Source organism: Aquabacterium sp. A3, assembly GCF_038069945.1.
Classification (GTDB): Bacteria; Pseudomonadota; Gammaproteobacteria; order Burkholderiales; family Burkholderiaceae_C; genus Aquabacterium.
On the sequence record NZ_JBBPEV010000002.1, the window covers coordinates 429,977 to 451,430 of the forward strand.

Sequence of the window (21,454 nt, forward strand, 5' to 3'; positions counted from 1 at the left end):
GCTAAGGTGAGAGGCATGACCGGCAATGTGGACGAGGTGCGCGAGGTGCGCGAAGTGGCGGCGCCAAGCGTGCGACATGGGCGCATGCCCAGCGCCCGGGCGGCCGCCTGGGCATTGGGCATGGCCGCTGCACTGTGCCTGCTGCTGGGCGCCTGGCCGATGCAGGCCTGGGCAGGCCGCCAGGCCGAAGAGCCCCTGGCGGATTCGGTGCGCACGGCCTTGTCGGCGGCCGTGGGCTCGGCCGAGCCTCAATTGGTGTTCGCCGATGCGCAGCAGCAGCGGCAGTGCGACCGGTGGGCACGCGCCCTGCAGCACAAACTGGTCAAGCGCAAGCCCGATGAGCTGGTCCGCCTGGAGTTTCTCAACACCGTGTGCTACGAGGCCAAGCGGGCGGGGCTGGAGCCCAGCCTGATCATGGGCCTGATCCAGGTCGAAAGCGCCTTCCGCAAGTACGCCATCTCATCGGTGGGCGCGCGGGGCTACATGCAGGTCATGCCCTTTTGGTCGCGCCTGATCGGCACGGGTGACCCCAGCAGCCTGTTCCACATGCAGACCAACCTGCGCTTTGGCTGCGTCATCCTGCGCCACTACCTGGACCGCGAAAAGGGCAACCTCTTCATGGCCCTGGGCCGCTACAACGGCAGCCGGGGCCAGGCCAAGTACCCCAACATGGTCAATGCCGCCTGGCGGCAGTGGCAGGCGCTGGAGCGTGACCAGGTGGTGGCTCAGGGCTCTTGAGGCCGGGTCAGCGCAGCGTGCGCAGGTAAGCGATCAAATCGGCCCGATCCTGGGCATCAGGCACCTGGAAATCCATTTGCTGCCAGGTCACGAAGGCATCGGGGTTGGCCAGCCAGCGGTCCAGGGTCTGGGCGTTCCAGCGGATGCGTGATCGCTTGAGCCCGGTGGAGTACTCGTAGCCTGCCTGGGTGGCGGCCAGGCGGTTGTAGACGCCGCGGTGGGCCGGGCCGATGCCGTGCTGGTCCAAGGCGTGACAGCGCAGGCACAGCGCCTTGTGCAGGGCCTGACCACGGGCGATGTTGGGCGCCTGGGTGGTCGATGCGGGCAGGATGATCGGCGTCTGGGCGGTGCTGGCCGGGGCCCAGGCCACCAAGGCCGTGCACAGCCAGAGGCGCGTCAACGAAAAATACAAGGCAGGTGGCATGAAACGGTCAGCGTGGCATGTACGGTGATATCGGCCATCTTTACGCCAGCTGCTGCCCTCATGGATGCGCTGCGAGGGCGTTTTCAGCGGTTTGTCCGCACGTGACTGGCGTCAACGTGACCCAGTTCACGGCAGGCCCCCATGGTGGCTCACAAACCTTGCCAGCGCTGAGGGTTGGCCTGGCTGACGCCCAGCAGGTCCAGCACGCGCTCCACGGTGTCGTTGACCAGCTCGTCGATGCTTTGCGGCCGGTGGTAGAAGGCCGGCAGGGGCGGAAAGATGATGCCGCCCATCTCGGTGACGGCGGTCATGTTGCGCAGGTGGGCCAGGTTGAAGGGCGTTTCGCGCACCATCAGCACCAGGCGGCGCCGCTCTTTGAGGGTGACGTCGGCGGCGCGGGTGAGCAGGTTGTCTCCCATGCCGTGGGCCACGGACGCCAGCGTCTTCATGGAGCAGGGGGCGATGACCATGGCATGGGTGGCAAAGCTGCCGCTGGCGATGCAGGCGCCCACGTCGCCGGGCGCATGGGCCTGGGTGGCCAGGGCCTCCAGGCCGCTGCGGTCCAGGCCCAGCTCGTGGTGCACGTTCAGGATGCCGGCCGAGGTGGCCACCAGATGGGTCTCGATGCCCAGGGCGCGGGCGCGCTCCAGCAGGCGCACGCCGTAGACGGCGCCACTGGCACCGGTCAGGCCGACGATCAGGCGTCGTGCGGGGGCCGGCATGACCGATCAGGCGCTCAGCAGTTGCTGCAGCTCGCCCGACTGGTACATCTCCATCATGATGTCGGAGCCACCCACGAATTCGCCCTGGATGTAGAGCTGCGGGATGGTGGGCCAGTTGGCGTACTCTTTGATGCCCTGGCGCACGCCTTCGTCTTCCAGCACGTTGAAGGTGACGAGGTCGTTGGCGCCGCAGGCCTTGAGGATCTGCACGGCACGGCCAGAGAAGCCGCACATGGGGAACTGGGCGGTGCCCTTCATGAAGAGCACCACACGGTTGGTTTTGACGAGGTCGTCGATGCGTTGTTGAACGTCGCTCATGGTGTGTGGGGGTCGCAGGTGGACAAACCCAGAGCTTACCCCAGCGCCATCCGGTGCGTGGGCGTGTGGGCTTCAGAAGCTGTAGCGCATCGACAGCTTGAGCACGGGGTTCAGACGCAGGCCTTCGCCGCCGCTGCGCTGCTCGCTGCCTTGGGGGGTGACGCCCAGGTCGGCGCTGAAATGCCAGGTGCTGTGGTCGGCCCCCAGGTCCTGGCTGACGCTGTAGCCCGCACCCAGGTAGGGGCGCAGGCCGTCGTCACGCCCGTCGCGCATCCCCAGCAGGCCCAGGCGGTCCAGTTGCTGAACGCTCAGTTGCAGGCCGCCGCCGGCGTCGCCTTCGCCCCACCAGGCCTGGGTGATGTCGCCCTTGACCACGCCCGCGCTGGCGCGGAAGCCCGAGCCCAACTCCAGGTCGGACAGGATGTGCAGGCTGCGCATCTTGAGGCCGTGCTGGGCAGGCTGGGCCAGCACGTAGCTGTCCTTGACGGGGTTGACGTCGCGGTCCAGGGCCACGCCGGCCCGTCCTGCCCACCGCCCCAGGCTGAGGCCCTGGCCGGCCACGGGCCGGGCCTGCGGGGCCTGGCTTTTCTGGGCGTGTAGGTGCACGGTGGCGGTGGTGAGGGTGTTGACCTGCGCCTGTGCCTGGCGCCACACGTGGCCACTGTGCGGAACCCACTGCGCCTGCGCCGGGATGCACACCGCCATGGCCATCGCCACCGCAGCGGCCAGGCGCGCGGTGGTGGACAAGGGGTGGGCGGATCGGGTCGCTTGCATGGCAGGCTCCTCAAAAGACACGGGGAACGAGTCTGGATCGTAGAGATTCCGCCGCGCCTTGTGGGCCGGAGTTGTCAGGGTTCGTAACCGCTGTTCAATGCATCACGCCCCGATAGGGTGCCGGCGCGACATGGAGCCCACTGTGCCCCAGTGCAGCGCGCGTGTCCACCCAGGTCATGCCGGTGGGCCACCCCGAGAAAACCCCTGTCGCGCAGCAACTGCGCCACGGCGTCGGCCTGGTCCCAGCCGTGTTCCAGCAGCAGCCAGCCGCCCGCTTGCAGGTGCTCGGGTGCCTGGTCGATGATGCGGCGCAGGTCGCTCAGGCCGTCGGCGCCTGCGGTCAGGGCGCTGCGCGGCTCGAAGCGCAGGTCGGGCAGGTGGGGGTCGTGCTCGGCGATGTAAGGCGGGTTGCTCAGGATCAGGTCAAAGCGCTCGCCGGCCACGGGTTCGAACCACGAGCCCAGGCGCCATGCCACGGCCAGGCCCAGGCGTTCGCCGTTGAGGCGGGCGGTGCGCAGGGCGCCTTCGCTGGCGTCCACGGCCGTGACCTGGGCCTGGGGGTGGGTGTGGGCCACGGCCAGGGCGATGGCGCCGCTGCCGGTGCCCAGGTCCAGCACGCGCGGTGCGGCCGTGTGGCTCGGTGGCTGGGCCAGCACCTCCAGGGCCCAGTGCACCAGGGTTTCGGTGTCCGGGCGGGGCACCAGCACGTCGGGGTTCACGGCCAGCGTCAGCCCGAAAAACTCTTTGTGGCCCAGCAGGTAGGCGGCGGGCTCGCCAGCGGCCCGGCGTTGCAGCAAGGCGTGGATGCGTTCGGCGGCGTCTGGTGGCAGCGGGTCGCGGTCGTGGGCCAGCAACCAGCTGCGCGGTTGCTGCAGCACGGCGCCCACCAGCAGGTGGGCGTCCAGGCGGTCCACGCCCAGGCGGCGGGCCCGTTGCAGTGCGTCGTCAATCGAGGTGGGCAGCTCAGACACCGGTGCTGGCCTCCAGCTCGGCCAGTTGCTCGGCGGCCTGGGCACTGAGCAAGGCCGCCACCACATCGCCCAGGTCGCCGTCCATGATCAGGCCCAGCTTGTACAGGGTCAGGTTGATGCGGTGGTCGGTCAGGCGGCCCTGGGGGAAGTTGTAGGTGCGGATGCGGTCGGAGCGGTCGCCTGTGCCGACCAGGCTCTTGCGGTGGGCGGCCTCTTTGGCCTGACGCGCCATGCGCTCCTGGTCGCGGATGCGGGCGGCCAGCACGGCCAGGGCGCGGGCCTTGTTGCGGTGCTGGCTGCGGTCGTCCTGGCATTCGGCCACGATGCCCGTGGGCAGGTGGGTGACGCGCACGGCCGAATCCGTCTTGTTGATGTGCTGGCCCCCCGCGCCGCTGGCGCGGAAGGTGTCGATGCGCAGGTCGGCGGGGTTGATCTGCACTTCTTCGGCCTCATCGGGCTCGGGCAGCACGGCCACGGTGCAGGCGCTGGTGTGGATGCGACCTTGCGACTCGGTGGCGGGCACGCGCTGCACACGGTGACCGCCTGATTCGAACTTGAGCAGGCCATAGACGCCCGGGCCGGTGCCCTGGTGGTCGATGCGCAGCACCACCTCTTTGTAGCCGCCCAGGTCGGATTCGTTGGCCGACAGCACTTCGGTGCGCCAGCCCTGGCGCTCGGCATAGCGCGTGTACATGCGGGCCAGGTCGCCCGCGAACAGGGCCGACTCATCGCCGCCGGTGCCGGCGCGGATTTCCAGAAACGCCGGGCGGTCGTCATCCGGGTCGCGGGGCAGCAGGGCGGTTTGCAGCTCGGCTTCCAGGCGCAGCAGTTCGGCTTCGGCCTCGGTCACTTCGTCGGTGGCCATGGCGCGCAGGTCGGCGTCGCTGCCGGCGTCGCGCAGCATCTCTTGTGCGGTGGCCAGGTCGTGTTGGCGCTGGGTGTGGCGGCGGGCCAGGGCGCACACGGCACTCACCTCGGCGTGCTCGCGTGACAGGGCCCGAAAGCGCTTGTTGTCGGCCGCCACCACCGGGTCGGCCAGGGCCTCGTCCAGCTCTTGGAGGCGGTGTCCCAGTCGTTCCAGCGAGGCGGCGAGCGAGGGCGCCAGTCCGGCGCTCACGCCTCGTCCTCCGGCGGGGCCGGGGGCATCTCGGTGGGGTGGGCAGCGCCGCGTGGCGCACGGCCCGGCACCACGTCGCCGCGCAAGAACAACCGGGCCAGCGAGGCGGCCACCTCCGGACGGTGGCGGGCATCGGCACTGTGCAACTCGGCCAGCGCGCCGTGCAGCATCTTCTGCGTCAGCCCGCGCGACAGGGCCTCCATCACGGCCTCGATGTCATCGCCCTTGGCCAACTGCTTGCGGGCCCGGGCCAGCTCGTGGGCGCGCCAGGCATCGGCCTGTTGGTGCAATGCCTGGATCAGGGGCACGGTGGTGCGCTGGTCCAGCCAGTGCACAAAGCCCTGCACGCCGGTTTCGATGATGGCTTCGGCCTGCTGCACGGCCGCCTGCCGGCGTTCGCCCGCGGTTTGCACCATGGCCGAGAGGTCGTCCACGGTGTAGAGGTAGACGTCGTCGAGCTGGCTCACTTCAGGTTCGATGTCGCGGGGCACGGCCAGGTCGACCATGAACATGGGGCGGCGCCGGCGGGCCTTCAGCGCGCGCTCCACCGCGCCCAGGCCGATGATGGGCAGGCTGGAGGCCGTGCAGGACACGACGATGTCGAACTCGTGCAGGCGATCGGGCAGCTCGGCCAGGCGCAGGGCCTGGGCGCCCAGGTGGGTGGCGAGCTTCTCGCCGCGCTCCAGGGTGCGGTTGGCCACGGCCATGGCCTTGGGCGTGCGGGCGGCAAAGTGCGTGGCCGTTAGCTCGATCATCTCGCCCGCGCCCACGAAGAGCACTTTGGTGTGGCGCAGGTCCTCAAACAGTTGCGCGGCCAGGCGCACCGAGGCCGCCGCCATGCTGATGGAGTGCGCACCGATCTCGGTGGAGGTGCGCACCTCTTTGGCCACCGCAAAGCTGCGCTGGAAGAGCTGGTGCAAGGTGGTGCCCAGGGTGCCGGCCGAATCGGCCTCGCGCACGGCCTGCTTCATCTGGCCCAGAATCTGGGGCTCGCCCAGCACCATCGAGTCCAGCCCGCTGGCCACGCGGAAGGCGTGACGCGCGGCGTGGCCGCCTTCGTGCACGTAGGTGTGGCGCAGCAACTCGTCGGGCGGCACCTGCCCCACCTGGCTCAGCCACAGCACGGCGGCATGGTGCAGGTCACGACCCTGTCCGCCCAGGCTGCCGAGCCCGCCTAAAGCGCAATACAGCTCGGTGCGGTTGCAGGTGGACAGCAGGGCCACTTCGGGGGCGGCGTTGTGTGGGCCTTGAAGCCGCAGCCTTTGGTGAAGATTGTGGTGCAGGCCCTGCAGCGCCGGGGCGAGCTGATCCACCGCGAACGCAAAGCGTCCGCGCAGGTCCACGGTGGCGGTGGTGTGGTTCAGCCCCAGGGTCAAGACGCTCATAAGCCGAGATTATAAAATCCGGGGTTTTGCCTGAGCCGAGCGCCGCTGTGGGTTTTCTTGATTTCCTCAACCACCTGGTGAATTTTTTCGTGCCCGCCCTGGCCATGGCCCTGCTGGTGCCCGCTTTGGCGCGCCTGGTGTGGTGGCGCGCCCTCAAGCCGGTGGCCTGGTGGCGCCAGGTGGGGGCGGTGGCCGGCGTCAACGTGGTGGTGTGGCTGGCCGGGCTGCTGGTGCTGGGCCGCGACGGTGCCATGGCCTCGTACGCTGCACTCGTGCTGGCGTCTGCCCTCACGGTGTGGTGGACCGGCCTGCGTGGGCGGGCATGAGCCCGAACCCGAACTCTCTGCCATGATCGGAGCCTGATGACCTACAGCGTCAAGGAAACCTTCTACACCCTGCAAGGCGAGGGCACGCATGCCGGCCGCCCAGCGGTGTTTTGCCGCCTGGCCGGATGCAATTTGTGGACAGGCCGCGAGGCCGACCGCGCCACGGCCGTGTGCCGCTTCTGCGACACCGATTTTGTGGGCACCGATGGCCTGGGCGGCGGCAAGTTTGCCGACGCGCAGGCCCTGGCCTCGCACATCGCCAGCTTCTGGCCGGCCACGGCCGCCGGGGCCCGCGGCCAACGCTTTGTGGTGCTGACCGGCGGCGAGCCCTTGCTGCAGGTGGACGAGGCCTTGATGGCGGCGCTGCATGCGCAGGGCTTCGAGATCGCGGTGGAAACCAATGGCACGGTGGCGGCTCCGCCAGGCCTGGACTGGATTTGCGTCAGCCCCAAGGCGGGCGCCCCGCTGGTGCAGCGCAGCGGACACGAGTTGAAGGTGGTGGTGCCCCAAGCCGGGTTTTCGGACGATGACCTGCTGGCCTTCGAGCAACTGGATTTTCAGCAGTGGCGCGTGCAGGCCATGGACAGTGCCGACCCCAGTGCCCGCCGTCAGGCCATGGAATGGGCCGTGCAGTGGTGCCTGGACCATCCACGCTGGCTGTTGAGCGTGCAGACCCACAAAAACCTGGGCATACGCTGAGGAATCAAGATGTTCGAGTTGAGTCAGACCTTTTCTTTCGACGCCGCACACACCCTGAAGCGCCAGGTGTCCCCCGAGGAAGCCGCGGGCAGCCGCCGCATCCATGGCCACACCTACACGGCCGAGGTCATGGTGGCCGGTGAGCGCCAGGCCGAATCGGGCATGGTGGTGGACCTGGCCGTGCTGCGCGCCGTCATCGCCGACGTGCGCAGCCAGCTGGACCACCACTTTCTGGACGAGGTGGCCGGCCTGGGCGCGCCCACGCTGGAAAACCTGTGCGTGTTCATCTATGCCCAGGTGCGTCAGCACCTGCCGCAGGTGACCGCGGTGGCCGTGTCGCGTGCGGCCGGCGACCGTTGTGTGTACCGGCCCCGCGCCTGAGCGCCATGAACTGGGCCGAGCGCAGCCGCCAGGCCGTCTGGCACCCCTGCACCCAGATGAAGGGGCACGAGTTGGCGCCGCCCCGCGCCATCGTGGCCGCCGACGGCCCCTGGTTGATCGATGACCAGGGCCACCGCATCCTGGACGCGGTCAGCTCGTGGTGGGTGAACCTGTTTGGCCACAACTTCGCGCCCATCCGCGAGGCCATCACCGATCAGCTGCAGCGCGTGGACCACATCATGCTGGCCGGCCTGACGCACCCGCCAGTGGTCGAGCTGTCCGAGCGCCTGGCCGCGCTCACGGGCCTGGGCCATGCGTTTTACGCCAGCGACGGGGCCAGCGCCACCGAGATCGCGCTGAAGATGAGCGCCCACAGCTGGCGCAACCTCGGGCGGCCGGGCAAGCACCGTTTCATTGGCCTGCAAGGCGGCTACCACGGCGAAACCGTGGGTGCGCTGTCGGTGACCGACATCCCGCTGTTTCGTGAGTCGTATGCGCCGCTGCTGCGCCTGAGCGCCACGCTGCCCTCGCCAGACCCACGCCAGGCCGCGCCCGGCGTCAGCGCCGAGCAGCACCTGCAACACTGCATTGACGCGCTTGCGGCCTGGCTGGCCCAGCACCACGCTGAGACCGCCGCCATCATCCTGGAGCCCCTGGTGCAGGGCGCGGCCGGCATGGCCATGCACGACCCGGCCTACCTGGTGGCCGTGCGCCGACTGTGCGATCAGTACCAGGTGCACTGGATTGCCGATGAGATCGCCGTGGGCTTTGGCCGCACCGGCACGCTGTTCGCCCATCAGCAGGCCGTGGGCGATGACGGACAGCCCGTGCGCCCGGACTTCATCTGCCTGAGCAAGGGCCTGACGGGCGGGGTGTTGCCCCTGTCGGCCGTGCTGACCACCGATGCCGTGTACCAGGCCTTCTGGGATGACCGGGTGGCCCATGGCTTTCTGCACTCGCACTCGTACACCGGCAACCCCCTGGCGTGCCGCGCCGCGCTGGCCGTGCTGGACACCTTCGCTGCGCGCGATGCGCAGGGCCGTGATGTGCTGGCGCGCAACCGCGAGGCGGCCGAGCGCTTCAATGCCCTGGTGCAGCCGCTCAACCGGCACCCGCGCGTGCGCGCCCACCGCCACTTGGGCATGATCTGGGCCTGGGACATCGACACGCAAGACCCCGGCTTTGCCGCTCGCTACCACCGCGCCGCGCTGCAGGCCGGCCTGCTGCTGCGGCCCATTGGCCACACGCTGTACGTGATGCCGCCTTATGTGCTGACCGAGGCCGATCAGCGCCACCTGGCCGACGGCCTGTTGGCCGTGTTGAACCTGGTGCTGGGTGACGAGCCCGGCGCGCCGCCTCAGACAGCCCAGCCGGCCGATGGCCTGCGCATGGCCTGATCGACCCACCCGGAGACCCTACCCATGAGCCTGGCTTACTTCGTCACCGGCACCGACACTGGCGTGGGCAAGACCCGCGTCAGCACCGCCTTGCTGCGTGCCTTGCACCGCGCAGGCCATGCGCGGGTGGTGGGCATGAAGCCCGTGGCGGCCGGCTGCGAATGGGTTGAGGCCGAGGACGGCCGCTCAGGCCACTGGCTCAATGAGGACGTGGCCGCCTTGCGCGCCGCGGGCACCCTGGCCGTGCCCTCGCAGTTTGACAATCCCTACGCCTTGCCCGATCCGGTGTCGCCCCACATCGCTGCCCGCCGGGCCGGTGAGTGCATCGATCTGGATCACCTCGAGTCTACCTTCCACGCCCTGCGCCAGCATGCCGATGCGGTGGTGGTGGAAGGGGCCGGCGGTTTCATCGTGCCCCTGCACGACCGCGACGATGACGCCAGCGCCGACCGCGACGGGCCCGGGTGGGTGACGAGTGCCGATCTGGCCGTGCGCCTGCGCCTGCCCGTGATCCTGGTGGTGGGCCTGCGCCTGGGTTGCCTGAACCATGCGCTGCTGACGCAAGAGGCCGTGCTGTCGCGTGGCCTTGCCCTGGCGGGCTGGGTGGCCAACCTGATCGACCCCGACATGCCCGAACAAGACGCCAACGTGGCCACACTGCGGCGGCGCCTTCAGGCGCCCATGCTGGCGCGTTGGGGTTGGACGCCAGCGGCCTCGGCAGACGATCTGGCCGACAGCCTGGGCTGGCCGCCTCAATCCTTGAGGTAACCCGACCGCCGCATCTTGCCTTCGGTCAAGGCCTGGGCCCGAGCCTGCACGGTGGCAACGTCCAGGGGGTGCGGAGGCAGCAACCGTGAGGCCAGTTGCCCCACGGCCGTGCCGATGGACTGGAATTCCGGGATGCCCACCCACTGAATGCCGATGTAGGGTGATGGCGGCTCGGTCGGGCGCGTCTGGTCGGCCGCGTCCATGGCGGTGAGCTCCACATCGGCGTGTGGGTTGGCCTGGCGGTAGCCGGGCTGCAGATAAGTAGAGCGCCGCGTGCCGCCGGGCACCGCCTGCCAGCCGCGCTCGGTGGCCACCAACTGGGCGTAGCCGACCGAGGTGGCCCACTCGATGAAGCGCTGGGCCATGGCGGGATGCCGTGACTGGGCTGGCACGGCCAGGGCCCACACCCATAACCAGCGAGCGCCCCGGGGGGTGCTGGCCACGGGCGCCTGCAGGTAGGCCACCTTGCCCACCACCTGGCTGCCATCGGGCTGATTGAGGAAATTACCAGCCACGGTGGCGTCCACCCAGATGGCACAGCGACCGGCGGCAAACAGCGCCAGATTTTCGTTGTAGCCATTGGCCGCTGCCCCTGGGGGGCCGAACCGTGTCAGCAAATCGGCGTACAGGCTCAGGGCCTGTTGCCAGGCCGCAGACTGCAGTTGCGGTTGCCAGCGCATGTTGAACCACTGGCCGCCATGCGTGTTGGCCATGATGCTGATCAAGGCCATGTTCTGCCCCCAGCCTGGCTTGCCCCTCAGGCAGATGCCGTAAACCCCTTGCGCCGGCTGGTGAAGCTGGCGTGCCGCCTCGGCCACCTGCTGCCAGGTGGGCTGTGCGGGCAGGCTCAGGCCTGCGGCCTGCAACAGGTCGGTGCGCACCATCGTCATGGTGCTTTCGCCATAAAACGGCAGGGCGTGCAGCTGGCCACCTTGGGTCAGCGCCTCGCGCACCCGAGGCAGGATGTCCTGGAGGCGGTAGTCGGCCGACGGGGTCAGGGCCCGCAGCCAACCTTTGTCGCCCCAGGCCTGCGCTTCGTAGCTGCCCACGGTGACGACGTCGAACTGGGCGCTTTGTGTGGCGGCGTCCCGGGTGACGGCCTGGCGCAGGCGGTCTTCGTCCATCGTCACCCAACGCACCCGCCAGCCTGGCGCCTGCTGCTCGAAGTGCCGGGTCATCCGCTGCAGGGTCAACATGTGGTCGTTGTTGACCGTGGCCACCACCAGTTCTTGCACGGGCGGCGCCGACGGGCCGACCGCCAAGGCGCCCGACACCTGCAAGAGCAGGCTCAGGCCGAGGGCAAATCGTGAGGCCATCGGTGCGCGCCTTTTGTCAGAATAGGTGTCGGAGGTGCTCAGCAGGTATGGGACCATACTAGCCCATGCGGAGGCCTCACGCCACCCCAACAACACACACAGAGACACCCATGAACCGATCCGTAGCCAGCCGCTGGCAGCGATGGTCGCCACGCCACAGCGTGCGGGTGCGTGTGGCACTGGTGGCCGGTGTGGGGGGCATTGTGTTTGCGGCGGCGATGACCACCTGGGTGGCCAAAGACCAGCGCAGCCAGGTGCTTGCTGCGGTGGATCAGTCCGTTCAGCGCGAGGCCCGTGCCATGGGCCGGGGCCTGGCGCTCGACCTGGCCGACCGGCTCTCGCTCGTGCGGCAACTGGCGTCAGAGCCTGCCCTGGCCAGCGGTTTGCCAGACCTGGGTCAGGTTCGATTGCGCCTGGAGCAGGCCCGCAACGACGTGCGCGACATCGAGTGGTTGGCCTTGACCGACGCGCAGGGGCATGTGATTTCGGCCACGGGCGCGTTGCTGGAGGGCGCCGATGTCTCTGGGCAACCCTGGTTTGAACGCGGTTTGAAGCGCCCGGCCGTGGGGCAGCCGCGCGAGGTGCCGGCGCTGGCCCGCTACCTGGCGGTGGACGCCCGGGGCCGTGTGCCCCAATTGGTGGACGTGGCGGTGCCCGTGATCGACAACGATGGGCAGACCATCGGTGTGCTGGTGGGCCTGGTGAACTGGGCGCGCCTGAGCGAACGCCATGAGCAATCTCTGGAAGACCCACAGCACGGGCGCCTGGTGGTGCTGCTGGACCCGGATGGCCGCATTTCGTTTGGCCCGTCGGTGCTGGAGGGGCAGGCCCTGCCAGCGTCGCTGGTCTCTGCCCTGAGGGCTGGTGGCGCGTCCCAGCTGATGTCATGGCCCGCCCTGGGCATGATGCTCACGGCCGTGTCACCCATGTCGTGGACGCAAGAGGGTGATCAGCAACCCTGGCGCCTGGTGCTGTTGACCGAGCCGCAGCGGGTGTTTGCGCCGCTGCAAGCCCTGACCTGGCGCTTGTGGCTGGGCGGTCTGCTGGGCTCACTGGTGTTTGCCGTGCTGATGTGGTGGCTGACGGGGCGCGTGGTCAAGCCTTTGCAGGCCCTGTCGCGCACCGCCCAGGCGCTGCGGCGGGGCGAGGCCGCCCATTTCGAGGCGCCGGCGCAGGCTCGCGACGAAATCGATGTGCTGGCCACCGCGCTCAGCGAGTTGCACCATCAGTTGCAAGCGCGCATGGCCGAGCTGGGCGCGCACCGCGACCTGCTGGAGAGCCACATTGCCGATCGCACGGCCGAGCTGGTGCAGGCACGCGACCGTGCCGAGGCGGCCAACCGGGCCAAGAGCACGTTCGTGGCCAACATGAGCCATGAGATCCGCACGCCCATGAACGCCATCATGGGCATGACCTTTTTGATGCAACAGGCGCAGCCCAATGCCGAACAGGCCCAGCGCTTGAGCGTGGTGCGGCAAGCCGCCGAGCACCTGCTGGACATCATCAACAACGTGCTGGACCTCTCCAAGATCGAGGCCGGCATGTTCACGCTGGAGGCCCGTGACTTCAACCTGCACGAGACCGTTCGGCGAGCGGTGGCCCTGTTGGAGCCGCGCGCCGCCGACAAAGGCCTGTTCATCGACGTCGATCTGCGCCATGCCCCCGAGCACCTGCGTGGTGATGCGGTGCGTGTGCAGCAGATCGTGCTGAACCTGCTGGGCAATGCGGTGAAGTTCACCGACCAGGGCGGGGTGTTCCTGCGCCTGCGCGTGGATGTTCAGACAGAGTCGGCCACGGTGCTGCGGCTGGAGGTGCGGGACACCGGCGTCGGCGTGTCGGCCGATGACGCTGCGCGCCTGTTCAACGCCTTTGTGCAGGCCGATGATTCGGCCGCGCGTCGGCATGGCGGCACGGGCCTGGGCCTGGCGATCACGCGCAGCCTGGTCGAGTTGATGGACGGCCAGATCGGTGTGCACAGTGCCTTGAGCGAGGGCAGCACCTTCTGGTGCACCTTCAAGCTGGAGCGCGCGGCCCCGGACGTGGCCAGTCCGCAGCAGGCGTCCGGGGCCTCCGATGTGGCCGCGCCCGATGGCCATGAAGTGATCGCCGAATTGCGTGCCAGGCATGGTGACGCGCGGGTGCTGCTGGTGGATGACAACGCCGTGAACCGGCTGCTGGTGGAAGAACTGCTGGCGATGGCAGGCCTGCGCGCCGACAGCGTCGATTCTGGTGTGGGCGCGGTGGAGCGCGTGCGCACGCAGCCCTATGATCTGGTGCTCATGGATGTGCACATGCCCGACATGGACGGCCTGGCCGCCACCCGGGCCATCCGGGCCATGCCCCACGGCGGCGACCTGCCGATCCTGGCCATGACCGCCAGCGTGCTGCAGGACGAACGCCAGGCGTGCCTGGACGCCGGCATGAATGCCCACCTGGCCAAACCCATCGATACGCAGCAGTTGTTCCAAGCCGTGCACCACTGGTTGAGCCAGCGCGGCGCTCGCCCTCACTGACCCATGCACACCCGACTCACTCGCCTGCTGGGCATCCAGCACCCCATTGTTTTGCCTGGCATGACCTACATCGCCGTGCCCCGCCTGGTGGCGGCCGTGTGCAACGCCGGTGGCATGGGCATCCTGGCCTCGGGTGGGCTCACACCGCAGGCCTGCCGCGAGGCGATCCGCGAGGTGCGCCGCCTGACCGACCGCCCCTTTGGCGTGGGCTGCAGCCTCTTGCTGCCCGGCGCGGCCGAGTGCGCGCGCGTGGCCCTGGAAGAACAGGTGCCGGTGATCAATGTCTCCATGGGCAAGGGCGAGTGGGTGATGGAAGGCGCTCGCCAGTATGGCGGCCAGGTGATCGCCACCATCTCGAACGAGGCCCACGCGCGCTCGGCCATCGGCGCCGGTGTGGATGGCCTGATCGTGACCGGGCACGAGGCCGCAGCCCATGGGGGCGCCGTGTCGTCGATGGTGCTGGTGCCCATCGTGCGCCAGATGTGCGCGCAACAGGGACGTGACCTGCCGATCATCGCGGCGGGTGGTTTCGCCGATGGCCGGGGCCTGGTGGCCGCGCTGGCCCTGGGCGCCGATGCGGTGGCCATGGGCACGCGCTTCGCCTCGTCCATCGAGAGCCCGGTGCACGAGCGCACCAAGCAGATGATCGTGAGCAAGCAGGCTGAAGAGACGATTTACTCGCCCAATTTCGACAGCTACCCATGCCGGGTGATGCACACCCCCGGTGGCCGCCGCTACACGCGCCGCCGCCTGAGCCCGCCGGTGGCCATCACCCGCGCCTTGAAGGCCGCCCGCGAGATGCAGCGCCCGCTGGGTGCCCTGGGCCGTGATGTGCTGCGCCTGGGCCCGCTGGAGGCGGTGAAGGTGGCCTACTTTGGCGCCGCCACCCTGGCCATGCGCAAGGCCATCCACGAGGGCAACCTGGACGAGGGCGTGCAGCTGATCGGCCAGTCGCAAGGCCTGGTGCACGATGTGGCCAGCGTCGAGCAGATCGTGCAGCGCGTGCTGGCCGAGGCCGACGAGGTGCGGGCGCAGTTGCAGCGCCTGTGAGGCCATGAAAAAAAGCCCGGCCGGCGACCGGCTCGGGCTTTTTGGGGCTGCGTGTGCAGCCCGGACTTATTCGTTGTTGCCACCCAGGCCGAAGATGGCCAGCAGGCTGACGAACATGTTGTAGATCGAGACGAACAAGCTGGTGGTGGCCAGGATGTAGTTCGTCTCACCGCCGTTCACGATGCGGCTGGTCTCGTACAGGATCATGCCGCTCATCAGCAGCACAAACATGCCGGACACAGCCAGGCTCAGGGCCGGCATCTCGAAGAAGATCGCGCCCAGGCCCAGGGCAAAGGCCACCAGCACCCCGATGAACAGGAACTTGCCCATGAAGCTGAAATCACGCTTCGTGGTCAGCGCGATGGCCGACAAGCCCAGGAAAGCCACGGCCGTGGTGCCCAGGGCGTTGGTGACGATGGCGCTGCCATTGGGCAGCGACAGCACCGAGCTCAGGATGGGCCCGAGGGTGTAGCCCATGAAGCCGGTCAGCGCGAACACCGCCAGCACGCCCAGGCCGCTGTTGGCCGTTTTGCTGATCAGGAAGCTCAGGCCGAAGAAGCCGATCAGCGTCAGAATCATGCCGGGGTGGGGAAGCCCCATGCTCATGGACACGCCGGCCACACCGGCGCTGAACGCCAGGGTCAGGCCCAGCAAGGCGTAGGTGTTGCGCAGCACGCGCTGGCTGCTGGCCGACAGGGCGTTGCCCTGCGAGGTGGCCGTGCCCAGCGACATGGCGCGGGTTTGGGTGTTCGGATCGTATGACATGGTCTTGTCCTAAGGTTCAGAAAAAAGTCAGAAATCAGTTCACGTTGCGCCAGTGGCGTCATCCAGTGTTTGCCAGCCACGGCGGCTGCGTCCCGCGTGGTGCCGTCCCAGCTGTGGCGCCCGCACGGCGCGATCACGGGCTTTGCCAATCTGGCGGCCGATGGTCTGCACTGCGCGGTGCAGGGCACGGTCGACCAGGGAGCGCAATTGATCGCCACGGTCACGCACCACGGCGGTGGTGTCTTCCAGCTCCACCACCAGGTGGCAGTCCTTGTCGACACCGCCCTTGGGGCCGTTCACATCACTGAGGTGCAGCGTGGCGCCCATGGCGCGCCCACCAAAACGGGCCAGCGCCTGCCGCAGGCGGCTGCGGATGTGGTCATGGTCTTCACGAGACAGCTTCAGGCCTTGGGTGTGGATGAACACGTTCATGTGACGCTCCTGGGGACCGGTTGAACATGCATGGCAATTTACGAAAGCATCTGCCTCATGTAAATTCGAATTTCATTCAAGGTTTTTAAGGAAAAACCGAAGTGAACTACAAGCACTTGCAGTACTTCTGGGCCGTGGCCCGGATGGGCGGCGTGGTCAAGGCCAGCGAACACCTGCACGTCACGCCGCAAACGGTCAGTGGCCAGATCCAGTTGCTGGAAGACGCGGTGGGCCGCCCGCTGTTTCGCAAGAAGGGCCGCAAGCTGGAGCTCACGGACACGGGCGAGCTGGTCTACAGCTATGCGCGCGACATCTTTCACCTGGGCTCCGAGCTGGAGGAGCTGCTGCGCCAGCCCCGGGGGGTGCAGCGTCCGGTGGAGCTGCGGGTGGGCATCGTGGACGCGGTGCCCAAGCTGGTGGCAGGCCAGTTGATGCAGCCTGCCATGGCCGGGCCGCAACCCTTTCGCGTGATCTGCCGCGAGGGCAAGATCGAGAGCCTGCTGGCCGACCTGTCGGTGCACCGGCTCGACCTGGTGCTGTCTGATCGCCCCTTGCCGCCAGCGCTCAGCGTGAACGCCTACACCCATCGGCTGGGCGGGTCTCAAGTGGGCTTTTATGCATCGCAAGCGCTGGCGGCCACGTTTGAGCAGCCGTTTCCGGCGCTGCTGGAGGGCGCGCCCCTGTTGTCGCCGGGCAGCGAGTCGGCCATGGGCTTGCGCCTGAGGCAGTGGCTGGGCAAGCAAAAGCTGCGGCCGCGCGTGGTGGGCGAGTTCGACGACAGTGCCATGGTCAAGGCCCTGGGCATGCAGGGGTTGGGCGTGTTTCTGGCGCCACGGGTGCTGGACGAGTCGGTGCGTCGGCAGTACGACGCCACTTGCCTGGGTGAGGCGAGCGACCTGATCGAAGAATTCCACGTGATCACCGTGGAGCGTCGCATCACCCACCCCGGCGTGGTGGCCATCACCGAGGCGGCGCGTCAAGGCCTGTTCGCCGATTGGCAGCGCTGAGGCTGGTAGGCTCGCCCGATGACGACATGGTTTGACGACGACTTGCGCACCCTGGGCGAGCAGCATCTGCTGCGCAGACGCCGCCAGGTGGCGCCCTGGCAGGCCCCGGCCGAGTTGACCCCGCACGATGAGGCCCTGCGCGCCACCACCTACTGTGTTGACGGGCAAGAGCGGTTGTCCTTTGGCAGCAACGATTACCTGGGCCTGTCACAGCACCCGGCCTTGATGGCCGCCGCGCACGCCGCCATCGACCGTTACGGCGTGGGGGCCACGGCCTCGCCCCTGGTGTGCGGCCACAGCCCCGAGCACGAGGCCCTGGAGGCCGAACTGGCCGCGCTGGTGGGCCTGCCCCGGGCGCTGTACTTCTATGCGGGCTATGCGGCCAATGTGGGCGCCATCCCCGCCCTGGTGGGCCAGGGCGATGCCGTGTTCTCGGATGCCCTGAACCACGCCTGCATCATCGATGGCGTGCGCCTGTCGCGCGCTGAGGCGCACATCGTGCCCCATGGTGATCTGGCCGCACTGGAGGCCGCCTTGCGCAGCAGCACCGCCCGGCGCAAGCTGGTGGTGACTGACGCGGTGTTCAGCATGGATGGCAACGTGGCCGATGTGCCGGCCCTGCTGGCCCTGTGCGAGCGCTTCGATGCCCTGCTGATGATCGACGATGCGCATGGCTTTGGCGTGCTGGGCCCGCAGGGTGAGGGCACGCTGGCACACCATGGCATGGCGGGCGTGCAGGGCGTGGCGCCGGCCTGGCAAGGGCGGCTGGACCGCCTGGTCTACATGGCCACGCTGGGCAAGGCGGCGGGCGTGGCCGGCGCCTTCGTGGCCGGCTCGCCCCAGGCGATCGAGTGGATCATGCAGAAGGCCCGCACCTACATGTTTGCCACGGCGGCGCCCGCGCACATCGCGGCGGCCTTGCGGGCGGGGGTGCGCGTGATCCGTGATGAGCCGCAACGTCGCGACCACCTGCAGGCCTTGCGCCATCAACTCCAGGCAGGGGTGGGACGCGGCCTGGAGGCCGGCAGCGCCTGGCGCCTGATGCCCTCGGACACGGCCATCCAGCCGCTGGTGATTGGCCGCAATGACGACGCGCTGGCCGTCATGGCCGCGCTGGACGCGCAGGGCATCTGGGTGCCCGCGATTCGGCCGCCCACGGTGCCGGCAGGCACGGCGCGCCTGCGCATCTCGCTGTCGGCGGCGCACACCACCGAGCAGGTGCAGCGCCTGTGCGAGGCGCTTCAGGCCGCGCATGGCTGCAAGGCACCCTGATCAGGCAAACAAGGCCTGTCTGTCCATGCGACGTGTCAGCGCGTGCCGGGGCAGTCCTTCCACCACCTTGTAGGGTGCCTGGGCCGTGTCTCGCAAGGGCGTTGATGGCAGAGCCAGTCCGTGGGGGTCGGTCAGGCTGCGCACCTCGGGCAGGTGGGCCGCCTCACCACGGCGCACCACCACGCCCACCTCGCCATTGGCCAGGCGCACGCACGAGCCGGGTGGGTACACGCCCAGCTCCTTGATCAGGGCCGACACATAGGGGTTGCGCTGGCCATCGGCCTGCATGAACAGGCTGCGTGCAGCCGCATGGGCGGTCATGGCCGGCCGGTAAGCGCGGGCACTGATCTTGGCCAGGTACACGTCCGTGTAGTGCAGCATGCAGGCCTGTTCACTGAGTTGAGCGTGGTTCGCCGGCAAGGGGCCGCCGTTGGGCGTCACATGGTGCTGGGCCACGGCCTGCAACCAGTCTTTGTCGGTCACCCCTTTGGCCTCCAGTTGCTGGCAGCTGCGGTCGGCATGGTGGGTGACTGCATCGCGCTGCTGCGGGTTGAGTGGCAGCGACTGACCACACAACTCGCTTTGAAGCCGTGACATGCCCAGGTTCATGGTGAGCGCCGCATGGGTCAGGGTGTCGCGATCGGCGGCAGACCAACCCAGACCTTGGCCAACGAGGCTGGCCACGAACGCGGTCTGCATGGCGTGCCTGACGGTGTAGCCGTCGGGATCGTCTGCGTGCAGCAGTTCAAACAGACTGGCATCGCGTTGGCGCTCAATGCCATGGTTGATGCCATGTGCACACGCTTGCAGGTCGTCACGAAAGGCCTGAGGGCTCATGGCCTCTGCATGCTGCAGCAGTTGTTCCAGCCGCCGATGCACGTCGTGCCACAGTGCCACGGCGTTCTGCGCCCGCTGTGCCTGCGCACGTTGGCGTTGATGCTGTGCAAAGTCGTCCTGATCGATGAACACGCCGCGCTCGATCAAGGCCCGCACCTGATCGGGGGTTTGCAGCACATAGCCTTTGTGCAGCAGCAATTGCTGGTGTTCGTTGTAGACGTTCCAGGCCAGGGCTTGCCCCGCCTGGACCTGGTCGGGGCTCAGTCTCAAGAATTTCATGGTGTGACATGCGCAGTGGGTCCACCGCGAGTGTCAATCCATGGTGTTTGTCCGAAACCCCGAATACAGGGCGCTGCGTGGCGCAGTTTTCAGGCGGCGTCGCGCAGCGGTAGCTCGGCCCGCAGCGAGTGCGGGTAGGCCTGGGTGATGTTCACGTCGATCAACTGGCCCACCAGGCGCTCGCGCAGGGCTTGGGTGGGGCCGGCGGCGAAGTTGACGATGCGGTTGCACTCGGTGCGGCCCATCAGCTCGGACGGGTCCTTGCGGCTGGGGCCTTCCACCAGGATCTTCTGCGTCGTGCCCACCAGCATCTGGCTGTAGCGCTGCACGTTGCCCTCGAGGTAGGCCTGCAGGGTTTGCAGGCGCTTGAGCTTGACCTCGTGCGGGGTGTCGTCCTGCAAGGATGCGGCCGGGGTGCCCGGGCGGGCGCTGAAGATGAAGCTGAAGGAGGCGTCGAACTCGATGTCGGTGGCCAGCTTCATGAGCTTGTCGAAGTCTTCGTCCGTCTCGCCGGGAAAGCCCACGATGAAGTCGGTGGACAGGCGGATGTCGGGGCGCACGGCGCGCAGCTTTCGGATGGTGCTCTTGTATTCGAGCACGGTGTAGCCCCGCTTCATGGCCATCAGGATGCGGTCGGAGCCGTGCTGCACGGGCAGGTGCACGTGGTTCACGAGCTTGTTCGTCTTGCCGTAGACGTCGATCAGGCGCTGGCTGAACTCGTTGGGGTGGCTGGTGGTGAAGCGGATGCGCTCGATGCCAGGGATCTCGGCCACGTACTCCAGCAGCATGGCGAAGTCGGCGATCTCTGCGGCGCCATTCAAACCCTGGCCCATCTTGCCCCGATAGCCGTTGACGTTCTGGCCCAGCAAGGTCACTTCTTTCACGCCCTGGTCGGCCAGGTCGGCCACCTCGGTCAGCACGTCATCGAACGGGCGCGAGACCTCTTCACCACGGGTGTAGGGCACCACACAGTAGCTGCAGTACTTCGAGCAGCCTTCCATGATCGACACGAAGGCCGAGGCGCCTTCCTTGCGCGGTGGGGGCAGGTGGTCGAACTTCTCGATCTCGGGGAAGCTGATGTCCACCTGCGGGCGCTTTTGCTGCTGGCGCTGCTCCAGCATGGCGGGCAGGCGGTGCAGGGTTTGCGGGCCGAAGACCACGTCCACATAAGGCGCACGCTCGATGATGGCCGCGCCTTCCTGGCTGGCCACACAGCCGCCCACGCCGATCATCACGCCCTTGTCTTTCAGGTGCTTGACGCGGCCCAGGTCACTGAAGACTTTCTCTTGCGCCTTTTCGCGGATGGAGCAGGTGTTGAAGAGGATGAGGTCGGCTTCTTCGGGGTCGTTGGTGGGCACGTAGCCCTTGGCCGCGTTCATGACGTCGGACATCTTGTCCGAGTCGTACTCGTTCATCTGGCAGCCATAGGTCTTGATGTAGACCTTTTTTTGTGCGGTGTCGGAGCTCATGGTTTGATCCAGGTGTTCTGCAGGGGGTCAAAGCGCCAGGTGGTGGCTTCTTCGCGCGTGCGGGGCCATTGGCGATCGAGCTCGTCGGCGCGCAGCAGCCACACGTCTTTCACCAGGCCGTAGGCGTCGGTGGTGTAGTTGATGGCCAGGCTGCGGCCCACCAGTTGCCCCGACAGCACCAGCAGGTTTTGCTCATCGCGGATGCGCGCGCCGGGCGCCAGGCGCATGGCCTCGCCGTCGATGCGGAGCTCGGGCGGCTGGCCGAAGGCTGCGCGACCACGCAATGACTGCAGCGACAGCTGGCGCGTGGGCCGCAGGTCGGTGGGCACCTCGGTGCGGGTGTCGGTGACCGTGAGCTGGCCGTCTTCGCTGGTGGCGGTGGTGCTGGTGGTCTGGCTGAAGGCCGGGGCGGCGCCCAGCAGCAGGCCGATGGCACAGACTTGCGCCATGACCTTCCGTGAACAGCGGTGCATGGTGTAGATCCAGGGGCTGTG

23 protein-coding genes are annotated in these 21,454 nt (G+C 68.2%); 10 read left to right on the plus strand and 13 right to left on the minus strand.

Translation table 11 applies throughout. The annotated features are described in order from the left end of the window. The first annotated feature begins 84 nt into the window (after positions 1-84). Positions 85-738, plus strand: coding sequence for a lytic transglycosylase domain-containing protein (locus WNB94_RS11145; protein ID WP_445819066.1), 654 nt, complete (start codon positions 85-87; stop codon positions 736-738). Positions 739-745: 7 nt separating this feature from the next. Here WNB94_RS11145 and WNB94_RS11150 read toward each other — a convergent pair whose 3' ends face one another. The 7 genes from WNB94_RS11150 to hemA form a co-directional block, all read right to left on the minus strand. Beyond that, positions 746-1,162, minus strand: a complete 417-nt coding sequence (locus WNB94_RS11150; protein ID WP_341390463.1) for a c-type cytochrome — start codon at positions 1,160-1,162, stop codon at positions 746-748. Between the two features lie 149 nt (positions 1,163-1,311). After that, positions 1,312-1,884, minus strand: coding sequence for a UbiX family flavin prenyltransferase (locus WNB94_RS11155; RefSeq protein WP_341390464.1), 573 nt, complete (start codon positions 1,882-1,884; stop codon positions 1,312-1,314). Positions 1,885-1,890: 6 nt separating this feature from the next. Continuing rightward, positions 1,891-2,202, minus strand: coding sequence for a Grx4 family monothiol glutaredoxin (gene grxD / locus WNB94_RS11160; RefSeq protein WP_341390465.1), 312 nt, complete (start codon positions 2,200-2,202; stop codon positions 1,891-1,893). A gap of 72 nt (positions 2,203-2,274) precedes the next feature. Continuing rightward, on the minus strand, positions 2,275-2,976 hold the full coding sequence (locus WNB94_RS11165; protein WP_341390466.1) for a hypothetical protein: 702 nt from the start codon (positions 2,974-2,976) through the stop codon (positions 2,275-2,277). Between the two features lie 74 nt (positions 2,977-3,050). After that, complete coding sequence (gene prmC / locus WNB94_RS11170; protein WP_341390467.1) at positions 3,051-3,947, minus strand: peptide chain release factor N(5)-glutamine methyltransferase; 897 nt, start codon at positions 3,945-3,947, stop codon at positions 3,051-3,053. Next, on the minus strand, positions 3,940-5,052 hold the full coding sequence (gene prfA, locus WNB94_RS11175; RefSeq protein WP_341390576.1) for a peptide chain release factor 1: 1,113 nt from the start codon (positions 5,050-5,052) through the stop codon (positions 3,940-3,942). The genes prmC and prfA overlap by 8 nt, the downstream gene beginning before the upstream one ends. Positions 5,053-5,060: 8 nt before the next feature. Then, positions 5,061-6,449 (minus strand): glutamyl-tRNA reductase, encoded by a 1,389-nt coding sequence (gene hemA, locus WNB94_RS11180; protein WP_341390468.1) that lies wholly within the window; start codon positions 6,447-6,449, stop codon positions 5,061-5,063. Between the two features lie 47 nt (positions 6,450-6,496). Between hemA and WNB94_RS11185 the strand changes: the two genes are divergently transcribed. From WNB94_RS11185 to bioD, 5 genes are read left to right on the plus strand one after another with little or no spacing between them, the layout of a single operon-like run. Continuing rightward, entirely contained in the window at positions 6,497-6,775 is a 279-nt protein-coding gene (locus WNB94_RS11185) for a hypothetical protein (protein WP_341390469.1), read from the plus strand. Between the two features lie 36 nt (positions 6,776-6,811). Next, entirely contained in the window at positions 6,812-7,474 is a 663-nt protein-coding gene (gene queE / locus WNB94_RS11190) for a 7-carboxy-7-deazaguanine synthase (RefSeq protein WP_341390470.1), read from the plus strand. Between the two features lie 9 nt (positions 7,475-7,483). Beyond that, positions 7,484-7,855 carry a 6-pyruvoyl trahydropterin synthase family protein gene (locus WNB94_RS11195; RefSeq protein ID WP_341390471.1) on the plus strand — a complete coding sequence of 124 codons (372 nt, stop codon included), beginning with the start codon at positions 7,484-7,486 and terminating at the stop codon, positions 7,853-7,855. A 5-nt stretch (positions 7,856-7,860) separates the two neighbouring features. After that, a complete protein-coding gene (gene bioA, locus WNB94_RS11200; RefSeq protein ID WP_341390472.1) occupies positions 7,861-9,252 on the plus strand; it encodes an adenosylmethionine--8-amino-7-oxononanoate transaminase in 1,392 nt (463 codons plus the stop codon). A 24-nt stretch (positions 9,253-9,276) separates the two neighbouring features. Continuing rightward, a complete protein-coding gene (bioD, locus tag WNB94_RS11205) occupies positions 9,277-10,020 on the plus strand; it encodes a dethiobiotin synthase (RefSeq protein ID WP_341390473.1) in 744 nt (247 codons plus the stop codon). On the opposite strand, the gene WNB94_RS11210 is transcribed toward bioD, so the two are convergent. Next, entirely contained in the window at positions 10,005-11,336 is a 1,332-nt protein-coding gene (locus WNB94_RS11210; RefSeq protein WP_341390474.1) for an ABC transporter substrate-binding protein, read from the minus strand. The two genes, bioD and WNB94_RS11210, sit on opposite strands and share 16 nt — an antisense overlap. Before the next feature lie 110 nt (positions 11,337-11,446). On the opposite strand from WNB94_RS11210, the gene WNB94_RS11215 reads away from it, so the two are divergent. Then, positions 11,447-13,849: a hybrid sensor histidine kinase/response regulator gene (locus WNB94_RS11215; RefSeq protein WP_341390475.1), complete on the plus strand. Its 2,403-nt coding sequence runs from the start codon at positions 11,447-11,449 to the stop codon at positions 13,847-13,849. A gap of 3 nt (positions 13,850-13,852) precedes the next feature. After that, positions 13,853-14,899 (plus strand): NAD(P)H-dependent flavin oxidoreductase, encoded by a 1,047-nt coding sequence (locus tag WNB94_RS11220; RefSeq protein ID WP_341390476.1) that lies wholly within the window; start codon positions 13,853-13,855, stop codon positions 14,897-14,899. Positions 14,900-14,965: 66 nt separating this feature from the next. Here the strand turns inward: WNB94_RS11220 and WNB94_RS11225 are convergent, their stop codons facing one another. Together WNB94_RS11225 and WNB94_RS11230 are read right to left on the minus strand one after the other, a co-directional pair. Next, the gene (locus WNB94_RS11225; RefSeq protein ID WP_341390477.1) at positions 14,966-15,664 is read right to left on the minus strand and encodes a Bax inhibitor-1/YccA family protein; all 699 of its coding nucleotides are present in this window, start codon (positions 15,662-15,664) and stop codon (positions 14,966-14,968) included. A gap of 39 nt (positions 15,665-15,703) precedes the next feature. After that, positions 15,704-16,096 (minus strand): hypothetical protein, encoded by a 393-nt coding sequence (locus WNB94_RS11230; RefSeq protein ID WP_341390478.1) that lies wholly within the window; start codon positions 16,094-16,096, stop codon positions 15,704-15,706. Between the two features lie 101 nt (positions 16,097-16,197). On the opposite strand from WNB94_RS11230, the gene nhaR reads away from it, so the two are divergent. Both nhaR and bioF read left to right on the plus strand, forming a co-directional pair. Continuing rightward, positions 16,198-17,103 carry a transcriptional activator NhaR gene (gene nhaR / locus WNB94_RS11235; RefSeq protein WP_341390479.1) on the plus strand — a complete coding sequence of 302 codons (906 nt, stop codon included), beginning with the start codon at positions 16,198-16,200 and terminating at the stop codon, positions 17,101-17,103. Positions 17,104-17,121: 18 nt separating this feature from the next. Then, positions 17,122-18,375, plus strand: a complete 1,254-nt coding sequence (gene bioF / locus WNB94_RS11240) for an 8-amino-7-oxononanoate synthase (RefSeq protein WP_341390480.1) — start codon at positions 17,122-17,124, stop codon at positions 18,373-18,375. On the opposite strand, the gene WNB94_RS11245 is transcribed toward bioF, so the two are convergent. The 3 genes from WNB94_RS11245 to WNB94_RS11255 all read right to left on the minus strand — a co-directional run bounded on the left by WNB94_RS11245 (position 18,376) and on the right by WNB94_RS11255 (position 21,409). Further along, positions 18,376-19,491: an HD-GYP domain-containing protein gene (locus WNB94_RS11245; protein WP_341390481.1), complete on the minus strand. Its 1,116-nt coding sequence runs from the start codon at positions 19,489-19,491 to the stop codon at positions 18,376-18,378. An 89-nt stretch (positions 19,492-19,580) separates the two neighbouring features. Then, positions 19,581-20,960 (minus strand): tRNA (N6-isopentenyl adenosine(37)-C2)-methylthiotransferase MiaB, encoded by a 1,380-nt coding sequence (gene miaB / locus WNB94_RS11250; protein WP_341390482.1) that lies wholly within the window; start codon positions 20,958-20,960, stop codon positions 19,581-19,583. Continuing rightward, positions 20,957-21,409, minus strand: coding sequence for a hypothetical protein (locus WNB94_RS11255; protein ID WP_341390483.1), 453 nt, complete (start codon positions 21,407-21,409; stop codon positions 20,957-20,959). The genes miaB and WNB94_RS11255 overlap by 4 nt, the downstream gene beginning before the upstream one ends. Positions 21,410-21,454: the final 45 nt, after the last annotated feature.